We start from the raw sequence: 16,499 nt of genomic DNA, 5'->3' as shown, positions 1-16,499 counted from the left end.
CAGGAAAACAAGGATTATTATAACCTGATGTTTATTGTTGAAGAACCGACAAAAATGCCGGAAGATGGTGGTTTTAAGATAGCGCAGGAAGCGATTGATCGCCTGGCTTCTGTGGTTAAAGCTTGCCAGCAGCAAGGGAGGTTTAAAGATATGGATACCGAAGATCTCACCTTTATGATCCTTTCGGCAATGCATGGCATTTGCGCACTGTTTTGTAAAGACCGTACCACAAGCTTTGTAAACAAGACGAATGAAGAACTGATGCATAACGGCTACGAGTGCTTTGTTGCACTGCTTGAAAAAAGCTAGCTTTTTTTTGACTATGTATTGAACACTGTTTAAATTTAAAACGATGTATAAAAATGAAAACTAACAACAAAAGAAAATACGGCTTTGTACTGGTAGCGGCAGCCTTATTGGCAGCCCCGCCAGTAAAAGCCCAAAGTCGGCTGGATGACTATATCCGGGACGGATTGGCATCCAACCAGAGCATCAGGCAACAAAACTTTGTGCTCGAAAAAAATGTATATGCCCTCAAGGAAGCCAAAAGCATGTTCGGGCCGGATGTTACCTTTTCGACCACCTATACCAAAGCTGATGGCGGGCGTACCATAGACTTTCCGACAGGCGACCTGTTTAACGGGGTTTATTCCACGCTGAACAAACTGACAAACAGCAACGCCTTTCCGCAGTTACAAAACCAGCACATATTGCTCAACCCGGATAATTTTTACGATGCCAAGTTCCGTACAACCCTCCCTATTTTGAATGCGGAGTTGATTTATAATAAACGTATCAAGGCGCAGCAGGTAGATCTGCAAAAAACCGAAGTACAGCTTTATAAACGCGAACTGGTGAAAGAGATCAAAACGGCCTATTACAATTACTCAAAAGCTGTTTATGCTACCGGGATCTATGAATCGTCGCTCCGCCTGGTTGAAGAAGGCCAACGGATCAACACCAAGCTGTTTGATAACAGCAAGGTAAACCGGACGGTTGTACTCAGAAGCCAGAACGAGGTATCCAGGATCAACGCAGCGCTCACCGGGGCAAAGAAAACCGCGGAATCAGCCCGCTATTATTTTAACTTCCTGATTAATCGCCCGCTTACGGATAGCATCCTTTTAGATGATATTACCACGCTACCCGCCAGGGAGCAATTGTTAGGGAATAATATTAGCGGCAGGGAAGAATTAGCCAAGCTCCGGATAGCTAAGGATATTAACGGCAATCTGACCGGGCTAGCCAAATCATATATTATCCCCAAATCAGGCACCTTTATCGACCTGGGCTCGCAGGCTTTTGACTGGAAGTTCAACAGCCAAAGCCGGTATTATTTATTCGGCGTTTCTCTCGAATGGAACCTGTTCTCCTCCGGGAAAAACAGTTACCGGGTAAAACAAACCATTGCCGATGGCCAGGCCTTAGCATCACAAACCGATTATGTACAGCAGCAACTCCTTACCGAGTTAAAAGTACGCCAGACCACCATGCAAAGCGCCATTGCGCAATACGAGGCCGCACAATCCCAGTTGAAAACCAGCCAAACCTATTACAATGATATGGTCAAGCTATACAAACAGGGAATGGCCATTTACATTGAACTGCTGGATGCCCAAAACCAGTGGATAGATGCGCAGCTTAACGCCAACATCGCCCTTTACGACACCTGGATAGCCTATACGGCCATCGAACGTGCCAATGGCAGTTTTACCATTCAACAATAAAAACATACAACGATGAAAAAAAATCAATTATTCAGCATTTTAATAATTGCCGCTGTGCTTGCCTCCTGCAAACAAAAACACCAGGAACAAAATGCATTGGGCGAACCGGATATCATCCCGGTTAAAACAGCTTCGGTTTCCGTATTAGGGGTTCCTGATCACATCAGCGCTACCGGGCTGGTAAGTACCGAAGATGAAGCCAAATATGCTTTTAAAATAGGCGGCGTGATCAACAGAATCTTCGTGCAGGAAGGCCAGTTCTTTAAAAAGGGCCAATTGCTGGCTACGCTCAATTCAACCGAAATATCGGCCGGGCTGGCCCAATCCAGTCTTGGTGTGGAAAAGGCACAACGTGACTATAGTCGTGCCGTTAATCTTTATAAAGACAGTGTTTATACCCTGGAGCAATTGCAGAACACTAAAACTGCACTTGACGTTGCGCAAAAAGCCCGGGAAGCGGTAGCCTTTAATGACCGCTATTCCAAAATATACGCAGCATCCGATGGTTTTGTGAGCAAGAAGACAGCCAACGATGGCGAAGTGATCGGCGAAGGAATGCCGGTGCTGCTCATCAATTCTACCGAACAGCACAACAGTTATTCATTAAAGGTTGGGGTGACCGACCGTGAATGGGCCATCATCAAACCCGGACAAACAGCCAAAGTAACGCTGGATGGATACGCAGGCCGGCAATTTGACGCCGTGGTGTTTCGCAAGTCGCAGGCTGCGGATCGCGAACTTGGCTCGTTCCAGGTAGAATTGAAGCTGACATTAAATGGTATAAAGCCTGCTGTCGGCATGTTCGGCAAAGCTGAAATAGATACCCACCAGGATGAAAGTGTGATGGTGATCCCCTACAGTTCATTGGTAGAAGCCGACGGCGATAAAGGCTTCGTGTTTACCACCATCGGCACCAACAGGGTAAAACGGGTACCGGTTAGCATCCTGAAGTTTGATAACGACAATGTATACCTGAAGGATAAACTGGAAGGCATAAGTCAGATCGTGGTTTCAAACAGCGCCTACCTTAACGAACAGTCCATTATTAAAATCATCAAGTAAAGACTACCGTTATGAAAATTACCAATTTCGCAGTTAAGAACTACCAGTTCACACTGATCATATTTTTGCTGGTTGCTGTAGTCGGCGTATTAACGCTGTTTACCATGCCCCGTTCGGAAGATCCGACCACCCATCCTCCGCAATACATCATTACGGTCATTTATCCCGGTACCAGTCCGAAGGATATGGAAGAACAGGTGGTAAAACCTATCGAGAACAAGATTTACGGATTGGAAAACATCGAAAAGATATTGACCACAGTTGAAGACGGCGTAGCGGTTATCCAGCCAAAGTTTAAATATGGTGTAGATGTAGATAACAAATACCAGGAAATTTCTACAGAGATCAATGCTTTAAAAAACAGCGAGTTGCCCAAGGATATTTACCTGATCAAAACAGAAAAGGTTTCCTCTTCGGATGTAAAGATCTTGCAGGTTGCCCTGGTATCAGACAATGCTTCCGGTAAATTACTACGGGACAAAGCTGACATCCTGAAAACACGTTTGGAAAAGATTACCAACCTGAAGGATGTCAAATATTTCGGCATGCCGGAGCAGGAGATTCGTATCGACATGCAGCTGGATAAACTGGCCCAGTTAAAAATACCGCTCAATGTAGTGATAGGCAGTTTACAAAGCGAAGCCGCCGATATTCCGGGAGGCAGCATTAACCTGGACAGCAAGATATTCAACGTAAAAACCAGCGGTAAGTTCAAAACCGTTGATGACGTTGCCAATACCGTCATCTATAATGCCAATGGCAAGATCATTTACCTGAAGGATGTAGCCGATGTGAGCTACAAAGATGCCATTGCCGATCACATCACCCGATTGAACGGGCACCGCTGTGTATTGGTTACTGCCGGGATGAAAGATAACGTGAATATAGCCAGCGTGCAGAAAGAGTTTTTACCGGTACTGGATGAATTTAGCAAAAGCCTGCCCGAGAACATCCGGCTTGTTAAAAATTTCGACCAGGCTAATATGGTTTCTGAACGCTTGGGCCACTTGGGCTTTGATTTTGGATTAGCTATTGTTTTAGTGATCATTACCTTACTGCCTTTGGGGTTCAGGGCATCGCTTATCGTGATGATCTCTATACCGCTTTCTTTGGCGCTGGGGCTCATTGCCATGAATTTATTGGGATATTCCCTAAATCAGCTCAGTATCGTAGGGCTTGTGGTAGCATTGGGACTGCTGGTGGACGATAGTATCGTGGTGGTTGAGAATATTGAGCGCTGGCTCCGCGAGGGGCATTCCCGGATGGATGCTATCCTGAAAGGCACGCAACAGATAGGGATAGCGGTTGTAGGCTGTACGGCTACCTTGGTTGTCGCTTTTTTGCCGCTTGCCTTTTTGCCCGATATGGCTGGTGAATTTATTCGGAGCCTGCCTATGGCTGTCATGACCAGCGTTTTGGCATCTATGATAGTGGCCTTAACGCTTGTTCCCTTCCTGGGCAGCAGGATGCTCAAAACCCATACACATGGCGAGGGTAACTTCTTTTTAAAACACCTGCAACGTTTCCTGACCTGGTCTTATGCCCGCGTGATGCCGCTTGCCTTAAAGTGGCCTAAAACAACTATCGGGATCTCATTGGCTTTAAGCGGGCTTGCTTTTTTCCTGTTCACACAAACCGGCTTTAAGCTTTTCCCCACCTCTGAAAAGCCGATGTTCCTGATCAATATCAAACTGCCCCTGCAGGCGGATATTCCCGAAAGCGACCGTGTAACCAGGCTGGTAGAAGGTGAATTGAAGAAGCACAAAGAGATCGTTTATTATACCTCTAACGTGGGCAAAGGCAATCCACAGATCTATTACAACGTACATCAGCAGGATGTAAAGCCTGATTTTGCCCAGGTATTTGTGCAGCTGGATGAAGAAGCAAGTCCAAAATCGAAAACGGATCTGATCAAACAACTCAGAAAGAAATTCAACGATTTTCCTTATGCAAGGATTGAAGTTAAAGATTTTGAACAGGGCACCCCGATTGAAGCCAATATTGTGGTGAGGGTATTTGGGGAAGACCAGGACACCTTACGGAAACTTTCCTTTAAGGTTGAGGAGATCCTGAAAAAAAATCCCGGCACGTTTTACATTAATAACGAGTTGAATACCTATAAATCGGACGTTAAAATAAAAATTGACAAAGAGAAGGCCCGCACCTTGGGCGTGCTTACCAGCGATGTGGACAAAGTGGTCAGGATGGCAGTGGCCGGATTAACCGTTGGCGATTATATTGATGACCGGGGCGATTCGCGCAATGTTGTGATCACCCTGCCCAGAAACAAGTTCTCGAACCTGGATGCCCTGAAGGATTTGTATGTAAATAACATACAGGGCGCGCCGGTGCTGGTTAACCAGATTGCTACTATCTCGTTTGAAACGTCGCCAACGGCGATCAACCATTTCAATAAATCGCGCTTTGTAAAAGTTACTTCCTTAACCAAAGAGCATGTCTTGGCCAATGATATCCTGAAAGAGGTTGTTCCTGAACTGAATAAATTAAAAATGCCGCCGGGCTATTATTACAAGTTATCCGGAGAAGCGGAATCGGAAGGCGATGCTTTGGGCGGCAACTTCCTGTCTGTGATCATACTGAGCACATTTCTCTTTGTCGGCGTGCTGCTGTTACAATTTAAAACATTTAAAGGGATCATTATCGTTCTGTCGATCATACCTTTAGGCATACTTGGTGGCGTGGTACTGTTACTGCTGACAGGCAACCCAATGTCAATGGTATCCATTATTGGTTTTATAGGTCTGTCAGGCATACAGGTTAAAAACTCACTTTTGTTGGTTGATTTTACCAACCAGCTACGTCTGGAAGGACACAGCATTGATGAGGCCATCAATTTGGCCGGCGAAACCCGTTTTCTTCCGGTGGTATTGACTTCGATCACCGCCATTTTCGGCTTACTTCCGATTGCGCTGAATCCTAATCCTTTGATAGCACCGTTAGCGATTGTATTAATTGGCGGGTTGATCAGTTCTACCATACTTTCAAGGATCGTAACGCCGGTGATGTATAAATTGATTCCGCCATATTTGGAAAGCGACACATCCAAAAACAATTGACTGAAACGAAAAAAACATCAAGATGAGAACTAATTAAACAAGAGGGGCTTTTTAGCATTAACTTTTCCATTAACAGCATTTTCAAATTTTAACAAAATGGCAGATAACAAAAGTTTTGACGTAATCATAGTTGGCGGAAGCTATGCAGGATTTTCAGTAGCAATGTCTTTGGGAAGAGCATTAAGAAATGTTTTAATCATTGACAGCGGTTTGCCTTGTAACCGACAAACGCCTCATTCACACAACTTCATTACGCAAGACGAAGAAAAACCCAGTGCTATTGCGGAAAAAGCAAAAAAACAAGTGTTGAAATACGACACAGTAAAATTCTTAACTGACCTTGCCGTTAGCAGAACAAAAACCGATAAAGGCTTTGAGATTTCAACTCAATCAGGGAAAATATTTTCAGCTAAAAAACTCGTTTTTGCAACAGGCTTAAAAGACATCATGCCAAACATTAAGGGATTTTCCGAATGTTGGGGAATTACAGTACTTCATTGTCCCTATTGCCACGGATATGAAGTAAAGAATCAAAAAACAGAGATTTTGGTAAGTGGATATGCTGCATTTCATTTGGCTCAACTCATTCGTAACTGGAAAAATGATTTAACCATATTTACCAATGGAAAGTCGGAATTGACACAAGAGCAAACCGATGAAATCAAAAGACACAATATTTCAATAGTTGAAAAGGAAATTACCTCATTGAAACACAAAGACGGAGTAGTTGAAGAAATAATTTTTTCAGACAATTCCACTTTTCAATTAAAAGTTATCTATTCAAGAACTCCTTTTGAACAACATTGTAAAATTCCCGAATTATTGGGCTGTGAATTGACAGAACAGGGACTTATCAAAGTAGATGCATTTCAGAAAACAACAGTAGATAATATATTCGCTTGTGGAGACAATACCAATCCTCTTCGTGCTGTATCATATGCTATATCAACAGGGAATATAACAGAAGTATTATTAAATAATGCAATGATAGAAGAAGAATTTTTAAGATGGCAATAAAAGTTGCATTTAACATGCGGTTTGGCGTGTCCCAACACGGTAAGGTTAGTTATACGATAGAGGCTTGTGCCAAATCCGTTATTTTCCGGTCGGCGGCTTTGCGGCGAATTTTTTTTATAAGATGAATGTTATCAGAACGGTAATTTCAGGAAGGTTATTCGTTAAGAAACTTTTAGCAAGGATAGTCTAAGTGTTTTTTATTTTGGCGCGAAATAGGTACGGATTGGATCAGTCCGTTAGTTGATTGGTTTATTTAAAAACAGAAATCTCCCTAAATGATTCATTTAAAGCGCCTTTTATCCTAATTGAATAATATTTGGCGGGGTGAATGCGGCAAAAGCTTCCAAAAAATCCTTTTTTGGAAGCTGAACTAATATGGACAGGCGGTCCAGATCACCCAGAGGTTATAGTGACAAAAATCCGAAAGAGATGGACAATGGCCGGTTGGTTTATGTAATTGGAGTAGGCCAAAAGCCTGTAATTTTGGGGAAATAGGCTGGCGATTTTCATTGGCAATTAAAAATAATTCCAGCCACGTGGCCATAAATGACAAACTTATGATTTGCAAAAATCCCTGCCAGCAACCATTCCGCATAAATTTGTAATACAGGCTACCGCCTGCTACATCATAAAACATTAAACTATGGAATACAGACAATTAGGCGCATCCGGTTTAAGGGTGCCGGTATTAAGTTTCGGCACGGCCACATTTGGCGGTGGTAATGAGTTTTTTAAAGCATGGGGCAATACCCAGGTTGACGAGGCAAAGAAGCTAATAAATATTTGCCTTGATGCAGGTGTTAACTTATTTGATACCGCAAACGTTTATTCGCATGGCATTTCTGAAGAAATATTAGGTAAGGCCCTGGAAGGCATCCGCAATGAAGTGCTGATTTCAACCAAAGCCACGTTTACTATGGGGCAGGGCGTTAATGATTATGGTTCGTCTCGCTATCACCTGATCAAATCGGCCGAAGACAGTCTTCGTCGTTTAAATACCGATAGAATAGATATTTATCATATGCACGGCTTTGATGCGAACACCCCGGTTGAAGAAACATTAAGGGCACTTGATGATTTGGTTACCAGCGGTAAAGTGCGTTATATAGCCTGCTCCAATTTTTCGGGCTGGCATTTAATGAAATCACTGTCGGTGTCTGAAAGATATGGGTGGAGCCGTTATGTAGCCCATCAGGCATATTATTCGTTGCTTAACCGCGAGTTTGAATGGGAACTGATGCCATTAGGTATTGATCAGAAGGTAAGCACTATTGTTTGGAGCCCGCTATCATCCGGCCAGCTAAGCGGCAAATTCAGGAGGGGAGAGCCAATCCCCGAAAACTCGAGGACCGTGCAGGGCGGCGCCCATGGCCCGGCTACAAATTTTGATCATTTATACAATATTGTTGACGCGCTTGACGAAGTTGCTGAAGAAACCGGTAAATCTGTGGCACAGGTAGCATTGAACTGGTTACTGCAAAGGCCTACTATTGCCAACCTGGTAATTGGCGCACGTAACGAAGAGCAACTTAAGCAAAACCTCGGCGCAATAGGATGGAATTTGACAGTTGAGCAGGTAAAAAAATTGGATGCCGCCAGCGAGGTAGACCCAATATATCCATACTGGCACCAGCGCCAGAATTTAAAGCTGGTGCCGTTGCCGATACAATATTAAAAATCACTAACAGGAAAGCTTACGTAAAACTACGTAAGCTTTCCTGTTAAATCCCGTAACAGTACGCTGTTATAGTTGTAATGATTGCTTTAGCTTTGCTTTTGAAGGTAATGAAATATCCATTATTACGATATCTAAACCTTATCACTATTAAACCTTTCCTTTATGATCAAAAAACAATACCTCAAAGAAATAGCTATATCGGCTACCCAACAAAAAGGCGGTGCCTCAAACAATCAAAAAGAAGTAAGTAAAATTCAAAGCTGGCTTAACCTGTATGCGGTTACCAATCCTTCGGCAGGTACAGCAACAGGCATTGACGGTAGCTTTGGCCCGGGCACCGAAACAGCAGTTAAGAATTTCCAAAAAGCAAAAAACCTGCCGCAAACCGGCATTGTTGACAGCAATGTTTTCGGTGAGTTATGCCAACCCATGATAAAAGCATTTAAAAGCCCGGTAGCAGGTACCGGCTTAAGGGAATTGGTTGTGAATACAGCTATTCAACATTTAGGTAACGCACCATTTGAACTTACCATTAAGGGGCAAAGTAATTGCGGTCCCTGGGTGCGGGCCTATATGGATAATAATGAAGGAACAGAGTGGTTTTGGTGTATGGGGTTTGTACAAACCATCATTGACCAGGCCGCAAGCCAGTTAGGAAAAGATTTTCGTACACTTATGCCGCTAACCTATAGTTGCGATACTGTGGGTACTACCGGCATTAATAAAGGTTTGTTAAGCCGTGTTGCAACAGTAAGGGCTAATCCTGCTGTAGTAAGGCCCGGCGATATTTTCCTGGTTCAGAAAACACCCAACGACTGGGTACATACAGGTATTGTTATTGGCGTGCATGGCGATTTATTTGATACCATTGAGGGAAATACCAATACCGACGGAAGCAGCAACGGCAACGGTGTGTACAAACGTGTACGTAATTTTCAAACCTCAAAGCTCGATGTGTTTTCGATACAACCTCTCGTTTAAAGCATGTTTTGCAAATTAATACTCCCGGAGCCCCTGTAAAGGGGCTTTCTGCTTTAAAAGCTAAAGCTTAGGGCTGAAAGCCTAAAGCCAATTTGCTTGTCAAAATTATTTCACGTTAACGATCTTCGCTTTCAGCCTTAAGCTTTCCGTTCAATTAAGTAACAGTTAAATTACAATTGCTTCATAAAAAAATGGCCGGATAGCTTTAGCCCTTTCCAAAACTTAGCTAATTTGCGGGGCGGTCCGCCGGGGCGCGCTTATCAACCCAATTAACCTGTTTTGAATATGATCAATCGTAGAAAGTTTATTCAATCCACTGCCGTAGCTGGTACAAGTTTCCTGCTTGCGCCGCAACTATCAAAAGCCACCGGATTTTTTAAAGGATCGCCTAATGAAAAAGTAGTATTAGGCATGATGGGCACTAACAGCCGGGGCCTATACCTTGCTCAAAGCTTTGCCAAATTACCCAATATAGAGATCGGTTATATCTGCGATGTTGACGCAAACGTAGTTGCTAAAACGATTGATGCTATCTATAAGCAAACAGGCAAAAAGCCGCAGGGATTAACAGATATCCGCAAAATGCTGGAGATAAAGGATCTCGATGCAGTAGTGGTTGCACCGCCCGATCACTGGCATGCTCCAGCAACTATCATGGCCTGCCAGGCCGGCAAACATGTGTATGTAGAAAAGCCTTGCAGTCATAATCCGCACGAGGGAGAGATGGCTGTTGAAGCAGCAAATAAGTATAAACGACTGGTGCAAATGGGCAGCCAGCGTCGCTCATTCTCTAATGTGCAGGCCATGGTGAAGGAACTGCATGACGGGGTAATCGGTCGTGCTTATTATGCAAAGGGCTGGTACACCAATCATCGTGCAAGCATAGGCAAAGGCAAACAGGTGCCGGTGCCAGCCAATTTAAATTATGATTTATGGCAGGGCCCTGCGCCAAGAAGGCCTTACCAGGATAACCTGATCCATTATAACTGGCACTGGTTTTGGAACTGGGGCACGGGTGAGGCGCTGAATAATGGTACCCATGAGTTGGACGTGATCCGCTGGGGCCTTGGTGTTGATTATCCGAGTAAAGTGGTATCAACAGGCGGCCGCTTCCATTTTAATGACGACTGGCAAACACCCGACACACAAAATATCCTTTACAATTTCCCCAATAATACGGCCGCCGAATGGGAATGCCGCAGTTGCAACGGCTTTGATATTGAAAAATTAAGCAGGGGAGTAGTATTTTATGGCGATAAAGGCACGCTGTTTTATGATAGTGGCAACAGCTATCGGGTTTACGATGGTGATAATAAACTGGTAAAAGAGGTTAAAGACGACACCAAAGTCGACGGCACCAACAAAGTAAGCCCGACGGAGGCACTGGATGGCTTCCACATGAAAAACTTTGTCGATTCGGTAAGAGGAACAGATAAACTGAATTGCCCGATTGAGATCGGTTTCAAATCAACCCTATTGCCGCAATTAGGCAATATCTCATATCGCGTTGATCGTGTATTGCATATCGATCCAAATAATGGTCATATTTTAAATGACCCCGAAGCTCAAAAGCTCTGGCGCAGGGAGTATGAAAAGGGTTGGGAAGTGAAAGTGTAAGCCTCACCCAACCCTCTCCAGAGGAGAGGGCTTTAAAAACTTTTAAAATCTCCCCTTCTGGGGGAGATTTAGAGGGGGCTCATTGCTTCGTTCCTCGCAATGACATATTTTTAATCAAACAAGAAAATATCAAATATGAAAAAAATAATCTACCCTGCAATTATGCTTTTGGCGTCAACGGCATATAGCCCAGTAAGCGCGCAAACCAAACTGTTTGATGGTAAAACTCTTAAAGGCTGGAAAAAGCTTGCCGGCAATGCCGATTATAAAGTAGAAGACGGCGCTATAGTAGGCACTACTGTACTCAACTCGGGCAATTCATTTTTAGTTACCGAAAAGGAATACGGTAATTTTATATTAGAGTTGGATGCAAAAATTGAAAGTGAGTTGAGTAATTCGGGCGTGCAAACCCGCAGCCATTACGACCCGGCCGGTAATAAGGGCAAAGGAAAAGTTTATGGCAGGCAATTTGAAATAGACCCGTCCTCACGCAAATGGACTGGTGGTATTTATGACGAAGGCCGTCGCGATTGGCTTTATCCGCTTGATCTGAACCCTAAAGCCAAAGATGCATTTAAAGTAGGCGAATACAATCACATTAAAATTGAATGTATCGGCAACGAAATGAAGACATGGGTAAATGGTGTCCCTGCAAGCGATGTTGTTGATACTATCGATAGCAAAGGCTTTATAGGTTTACAGGTGCATGCGGTAAGTGAGGAAAAACAGGCAGGCAAAAAGGTATACTTTAAGAATATTAATCTAAAGACCAATAATTTAAAAGCCACCCCTTTTCCAAAGGATGTGTATGTTGTTAACCTTACACCAAACAGCTTAACAGCGGCCGAAAAAGCAAATGGCTGGAAGTTATTATATGATGGCAAAACCAATACCGGCTGGCGCGGTGCAACCCTCAAAGGTTTTCCTGAAAAAGGCTGGGAATATGCTAACGGCACTATGCACGTGCTGCCATCTGCAGGACAAGAAGAATCAGGCGGCGGCGATATCGTAACCAATGATAATTATAGCGCTTTTGACCTGTCGTTTGAGTTTAAGCTTACTCCGGGTGCTAATAGCGGTGTCAAATATTTTGTCACCCTGTCTGAAGTTACCAAAGGGTCGGCTATTGGCTTGGAGTACCAGGTACTTGATGATAAACTGCACCCCGATGCCAAACTTGGCCGCGATGGCGACCGTACATTAGCCTCGTTGTATGACCTTATCAAAGCCAATAAACAAGAACGTTTTGTACACCCGATAGGTGCCTGGAATACTGGTCGTGTGGTAGTATATCCAAACAACCATGTTGAGCACTACCTGAACGGTGTTAAAGTACTGGAATACGAACGCGGTTCAAAAACTTTCCGCGACCTGGTAGCAATCAGTAAGTACAAAATCTGGAAAAACTTTGGCGAAGCCGCTGAAGGGCATTTATTACTACAAGATCATGGCAATGAAGTGTTTTTCAGGAGTATTAAGGTTAAGGAGTTGAAGTAAACAGCACATAATATGCTAAAATCCAGACTTGCGAAGTTTTAAAACTTCGCAAGTCTTCAATCATCGTTACTTTTAAACTATCGTTCCCCCTTTAGGGGGTAGGGGGTTACAACGAGCTTCTCAATCGCACTGTAAACGGCACAGCGAAATGCTCGTGGCAGTTATTCAGCGCAAACTCGGCAGTTTTGCTGCCCATCAATTTAAAATCGGTTGAGATGGTAGTGATGCCGTCAAGAATGATCTCTTTAAGCGCCGTTTCGTTATAGGATATCACGCCAACGTCCTTAGCCACTTTTAAATCGGAGGCGATGATCTTTTTAATAAGTTCAACCAGGTCGTCCTCTGTAAGGCTGATATATACGGTATTTTTCTGTATAGTTTCTGTAGATAACGTTTCAACTATACCGTATTCAAAAGCATACTGCCTGCAAAAATTCAGGAAGCCCTTCATAATCTCTTTAGAGTGATAGGTTTTGCCGGGGAAAATCAGCTTGAGCGTATGGTATTTACTGAGGCTATCCAACATGCTCTTCAACGCCTCATAAACGTCGGTCGCAAAATTCTCATATATAGCAGCAAATTTACCGTTTACACCAGGTACAAGGTTGTCCAGTAAAATCAGCTTGTCTTTAGGGATGGTATTGATAATTTCATGAGCCTTGGTTTCATTATCTAAAAAATGTGGGATAATGATGTATTTGGCATAATCGCTCTGGATACTTTCGGCAATGATCTTTTTAAAAAAGTAAAAATCGTTGTTGTAGATATAAAAATCTATAGCAGCCTGCTCGTCGATAGTAGCAACAAAGGCATCATAAATAATTTTCTTGTGCGCGCTGAGTTTGTTGAACAGTAGGAAGATCTTAAGTGGCTTCTGAAAATCGGTATTGGAAATAAAAAAGCCTTTTCCCGGAACCGAGCTTACTATGCCTTTTTCCTTCAGTTCCTTATAAACGCGCTCAATGGTATTGCGGGAAGTATCCAGTGCATAGCTGAGATCATTGATTGAAGGGAGCATATCATCCTTTACAATCTGCCCGCTTTCAATGGCCCTGATAATAGCATTGGAGAGTTGCAGGTACTTAGGCGTAATGGAATATTCGTCGATTGACAGGATCTTTAAATAATTCTTCACAACACAAATGTAATATTTGACAGCACATCTCGTCTTTTAAACAAGACAGATAAAGACGGTTAAGCTTTGCAAATAAATATTATAATCAAATCAACGAAATCAGCGTGATCAAAAAAATCAACGGTCTTTCTTTTTAAACGCATAATACAAATAGCCCAGCGCCGGCAATATAAACAAGCTACCCACCAATAAACCAATCCCCAGGTCATCGATACTATTGCTATTGGCATGTTCGGTAAGTAAAGACATAGAACTGCCATCCTTAAAAATAACGAACCTCGGGAAGCGCGAAAACCCTACCGATATCAATATCATACACACCTGGAAGGCAGCAAGCACCCTGATCCATTGCCTGTTTCTGCGGTGTGATATAATCAGATAAAGCACTACCAATGAAATGGTTGCAGCAATTACCGAAACTAAGCTTACGGGGTTGCCAAAAATCCAGCTGGCCAGGTGAACGTGCTCAAAATGAGAAGCTAAGAACACCAATGCACCACATATCACGGCGGCTATGTTCATAATCTTTGCCTTACGGATGTAGCGTTTAATTTCGTCAACATCTTCCGTTTCACCAACTATATAAATAGCTGCAAGGAAACCGCATAGTGCCACGGTAAAAAAGCCAACAGATACTGAAAACCAGTTAAACCAGCTAAAGATGTAAGCGTGCAGAAAATCAGTGGCTTTAGGATCAATCTGCCCGGATAGGGCACTGCCTGCAATGATACCCAGGAACAATGGTGTAACAAAACTTGAATAAACGAATATATGCGTATAAAATGCCTGTGTTTTTTCGTCTTTAATGGCGTCATAATTACGGAACGAAAATGCGGTGCCCCGGGCTATTACTCCAAGCAGCATTACCAGTAAGGGAATATGCAGGTAAATGCACATTTCACTATAAATAACCGGAAATCCTACAAAAAGTACTACCACTGTAATGATCAGCCACATGTGATTGGCCTCCCAAATTGGGCCGATAGCCTGGTACATGATATTGCGGGTGCGGTGTTTATTGTCAGTTGATGTAAAAAGCTCGATAATGCCAGCACCGAAGTCAGCTCCGCCCAATAAAAAGTAGAGGGTGATAGCCGCAAAAAGAAAAAGAATTACAATATATAACATCATGGCTGGGCAGTTTTACGGTCATACAATTCAGGCACCATCTGGATTTGCCTTTTTAATAAAAATATAACAGCTACACTCAGCGAAAAATAAATAAAGCTGAACAGGTAAAACGAATATTGGATACCTGGCATTGGCGTAACTGCCTCGCTGGTACGCATAACACCTTGTATGATCCATGGCTGGCGGCCAACCTCGGTCACCGTCCATCCGGCTTCAAGGGCTATAAAACCAAGTGGTGTCGCCCAGATAAAAGTTTTCAGGAACCATGGTTTAGAGAGCAGGTCCTTCTTTTTCCAGAGCTCGTAAAAATAAATGCCCCCCATCAGCATCATCAAAACGCCTATACCCACCATAATCTGGAATGCGTAATGAGTAACAGCCACTGGCGGCTGGTTTTTAACAGGGATTTTATCCAACCCGTTTACCTGTGTTTTAAAATTGTCATGCACTAAAAAGCTTAACAGGCCGGGGATCTCTAAACCGTAATTCACTTTTTTTGCAGCGGTATCAGGAATACCACCGATAACCAGCGGTGCGTATTCCTGGGTGTGGAAATAAGCTTCCATTGCGGCCAGTTTTGCAGGCTGGCGTTTAGCTGCGTTTTTGGCTGATAAGTCGCCGCTGAAAGGTTGTAAAATAGCTGCGGCTGCCCCAAAGATGATAGCTATTTTAAACGCCTTAGTATGGAAAGCGATATTCTTTTTACGGTAGATCATGAGCGCATGGATCCCGGCCACTGCAAAACCTGTTGCCGAAAAGGCGGCTATAATCATATGCAATGATTCTGAAAACCAGGCTTTATTGAACATTGCTTTTATGGGATCAATATTGATATACTGTCCGTTCACAAAATCGAAACCGGAAGGGCTGTTCATCCAGGAATTGGCTGACACTACGAGGATACCTGATGCAACGCCGCTTATACCGACAATAACCCCGGCTGTCCAATGTACCCAGTTATTTAATTTGTTCCAGCCATAAAGGAATAAGCCAAGTGCTATAGCTTCGATGAAAAAGGCGACGCCTTCTAACGAAAACGGCATCCCGAAGATCGGTCCGGCGTGTTTCATGAAGCCGGGCCAAAGTAAGCCGAGCTCAAAAGAGAGCATGGTGCCGGATACCGCGCCGGTGGCAAAAAATATGGCCACGCCTTTACTCCAGGCTACAGTGATGTTTTTATAAACCGGGTCCTGGGTTTTGATCCATTTATAATGTGATATCGCCATAAAAACCGGCATCACCATGCCGATACAGGAGTATATGATATGAAAACCTAACGATAAGGCCATTTGGGATCTGGCCGCTAAAAAATCATCCATATGTGTTACACTTAAATAATGGTTGAAATTAAAGCTTAATGTAACAAATCTGTAACTAAATGCTTATCGATATTGAATTTAAAATATGTTTTCTATCCGACGAGTGTTGTATTAATGAGGATAATTTAGTAAAAATTTACAAACACAGTGTTCACTGCTAGAGAGAAACGACAATGCTTTTTACTGGCGCAAGTATGGAGGGCCGACTATTAACGAAAACTATTTGTGCTGCTAAGCCGCGGCACAAGTAGCCTTCAC

Annotated in this window: 12 protein-coding genes; 9 read left to right on the top strand and 3 right to left on the bottom strand. The window is 43.3% G+C overall.

All coding sequences use genetic code 11. The features are described from left to right. From BLS28_RS08930 to BLS28_RS08885, 9 genes are all read left to right on the top strand, one after another. A partial coding sequence (locus BLS28_RS08930) for a WHG domain-containing protein (protein WP_143020718.1) occupies positions 1-309 on the top strand: 309 nt, incomplete at its 5' end. A 53-nt stretch (positions 310-362) separates the two neighbouring features. Then, positions 363-1,727 carry a TolC family protein gene (locus BLS28_RS08925; RefSeq protein WP_091164895.1) on the top strand — a complete coding sequence of 455 codons (1,365 nt, stop codon included), beginning with the start codon at positions 363-365 and terminating at the stop codon, positions 1,725-1,727. 12 nt (positions 1,728-1,739) lie between these two features. Continuing rightward, positions 1,740-2,789: an efflux RND transporter periplasmic adaptor subunit gene (locus BLS28_RS08920; RefSeq protein WP_091164890.1), complete on the top strand. Its 1,050-nt coding sequence runs from the start codon at positions 1,740-1,742 to the stop codon at positions 2,787-2,789. 11 nt (positions 2,790-2,800) lie between these two features. After that, positions 2,801-5,866: an efflux RND transporter permease subunit gene (locus BLS28_RS08915; protein WP_091164889.1), complete on the top strand. Its 3,066-nt coding sequence runs from the start codon at positions 2,801-2,803 to the stop codon at positions 5,864-5,866. 96 nt (positions 5,867-5,962) lie between these two features. Beyond that, positions 5,963-6,883: an NAD(P)/FAD-dependent oxidoreductase gene (locus BLS28_RS08910; protein ID WP_176844412.1), complete on the top strand. Its 921-nt coding sequence runs from the start codon at positions 5,963-5,965 to the stop codon at positions 6,881-6,883. 643 nt (positions 6,884-7,526) lie between these two features. Continuing rightward, on the top strand, positions 7,527-8,558 hold the full coding sequence (locus tag BLS28_RS08900) for an aldo/keto reductase (RefSeq protein WP_091164884.1): 1,032 nt from the start codon (positions 7,527-7,529) through the stop codon (positions 8,556-8,558). Between the two features lie 165 nt (positions 8,559-8,723). Next, positions 8,724-9,542 carry a peptidoglycan-binding domain-containing protein gene (locus BLS28_RS08895; RefSeq protein WP_091164883.1) on the top strand — a complete coding sequence of 273 codons (819 nt, stop codon included), beginning with the start codon at positions 8,724-8,726 and terminating at the stop codon, positions 9,540-9,542. 285 nt (positions 9,543-9,827) lie between these two features. Beyond that, entirely contained in the window at positions 9,828-11,159 is a 1,332-nt protein-coding gene (locus tag BLS28_RS08890; RefSeq protein WP_091164881.1) for a Gfo/Idh/MocA family protein, read from the top strand. Positions 11,160-11,294: 135 nt separating this feature from the next. Next, positions 11,295-12,656, top strand: a complete 1,362-nt coding sequence (locus BLS28_RS08885) for a 3-keto-disaccharide hydrolase (protein ID WP_091164879.1) — start codon at positions 11,295-11,297, stop codon at positions 12,654-12,656. A 106-nt stretch (positions 12,657-12,762) separates the two neighbouring features. Here the strand turns inward: BLS28_RS08885 and BLS28_RS08880 are convergent, their stop codons facing one another. The 3 genes from BLS28_RS08880 to BLS28_RS08870 all read right to left on the bottom strand — a co-directional run bounded on the left by BLS28_RS08880 (position 12,763) and on the right by BLS28_RS08870 (position 16,241). Next, positions 12,763-13,791: a GntR family transcriptional regulator gene (locus BLS28_RS08880; protein WP_091164877.1), complete on the bottom strand. Its 1,029-nt coding sequence runs from the start codon at positions 13,789-13,791 to the stop codon at positions 12,763-12,765. A 117-nt stretch (positions 13,792-13,908) separates the two neighbouring features. Then, positions 13,909-14,922 (bottom strand): cytochrome d ubiquinol oxidase subunit II, encoded by a 1,014-nt coding sequence (locus BLS28_RS08875; RefSeq protein ID WP_369596622.1) that lies wholly within the window; start codon positions 14,920-14,922, stop codon positions 13,909-13,911. Further along, positions 14,919-16,241 carry a cytochrome ubiquinol oxidase subunit I gene (locus BLS28_RS08870; RefSeq protein ID WP_091164876.1) on the bottom strand — a complete coding sequence of 441 codons (1,323 nt, stop codon included), beginning with the start codon at positions 16,239-16,241 and terminating at the stop codon, positions 14,919-14,921. The genes BLS28_RS08875 and BLS28_RS08870 overlap by 4 nt, the downstream gene beginning before the upstream one ends. Positions 16,242-16,499 lie beyond the last annotated feature (258 nt).

Source organism: Mucilaginibacter gossypii (assembly GCF_900100945.1).
Classification (GTDB): domain Bacteria; phylum Bacteroidota; class Bacteroidia; order Sphingobacteriales; family Sphingobacteriaceae; genus Mucilaginibacter; species Mucilaginibacter gossypii.
This window is presented reverse-complemented; position numbering and strand designations above follow the sequence as displayed.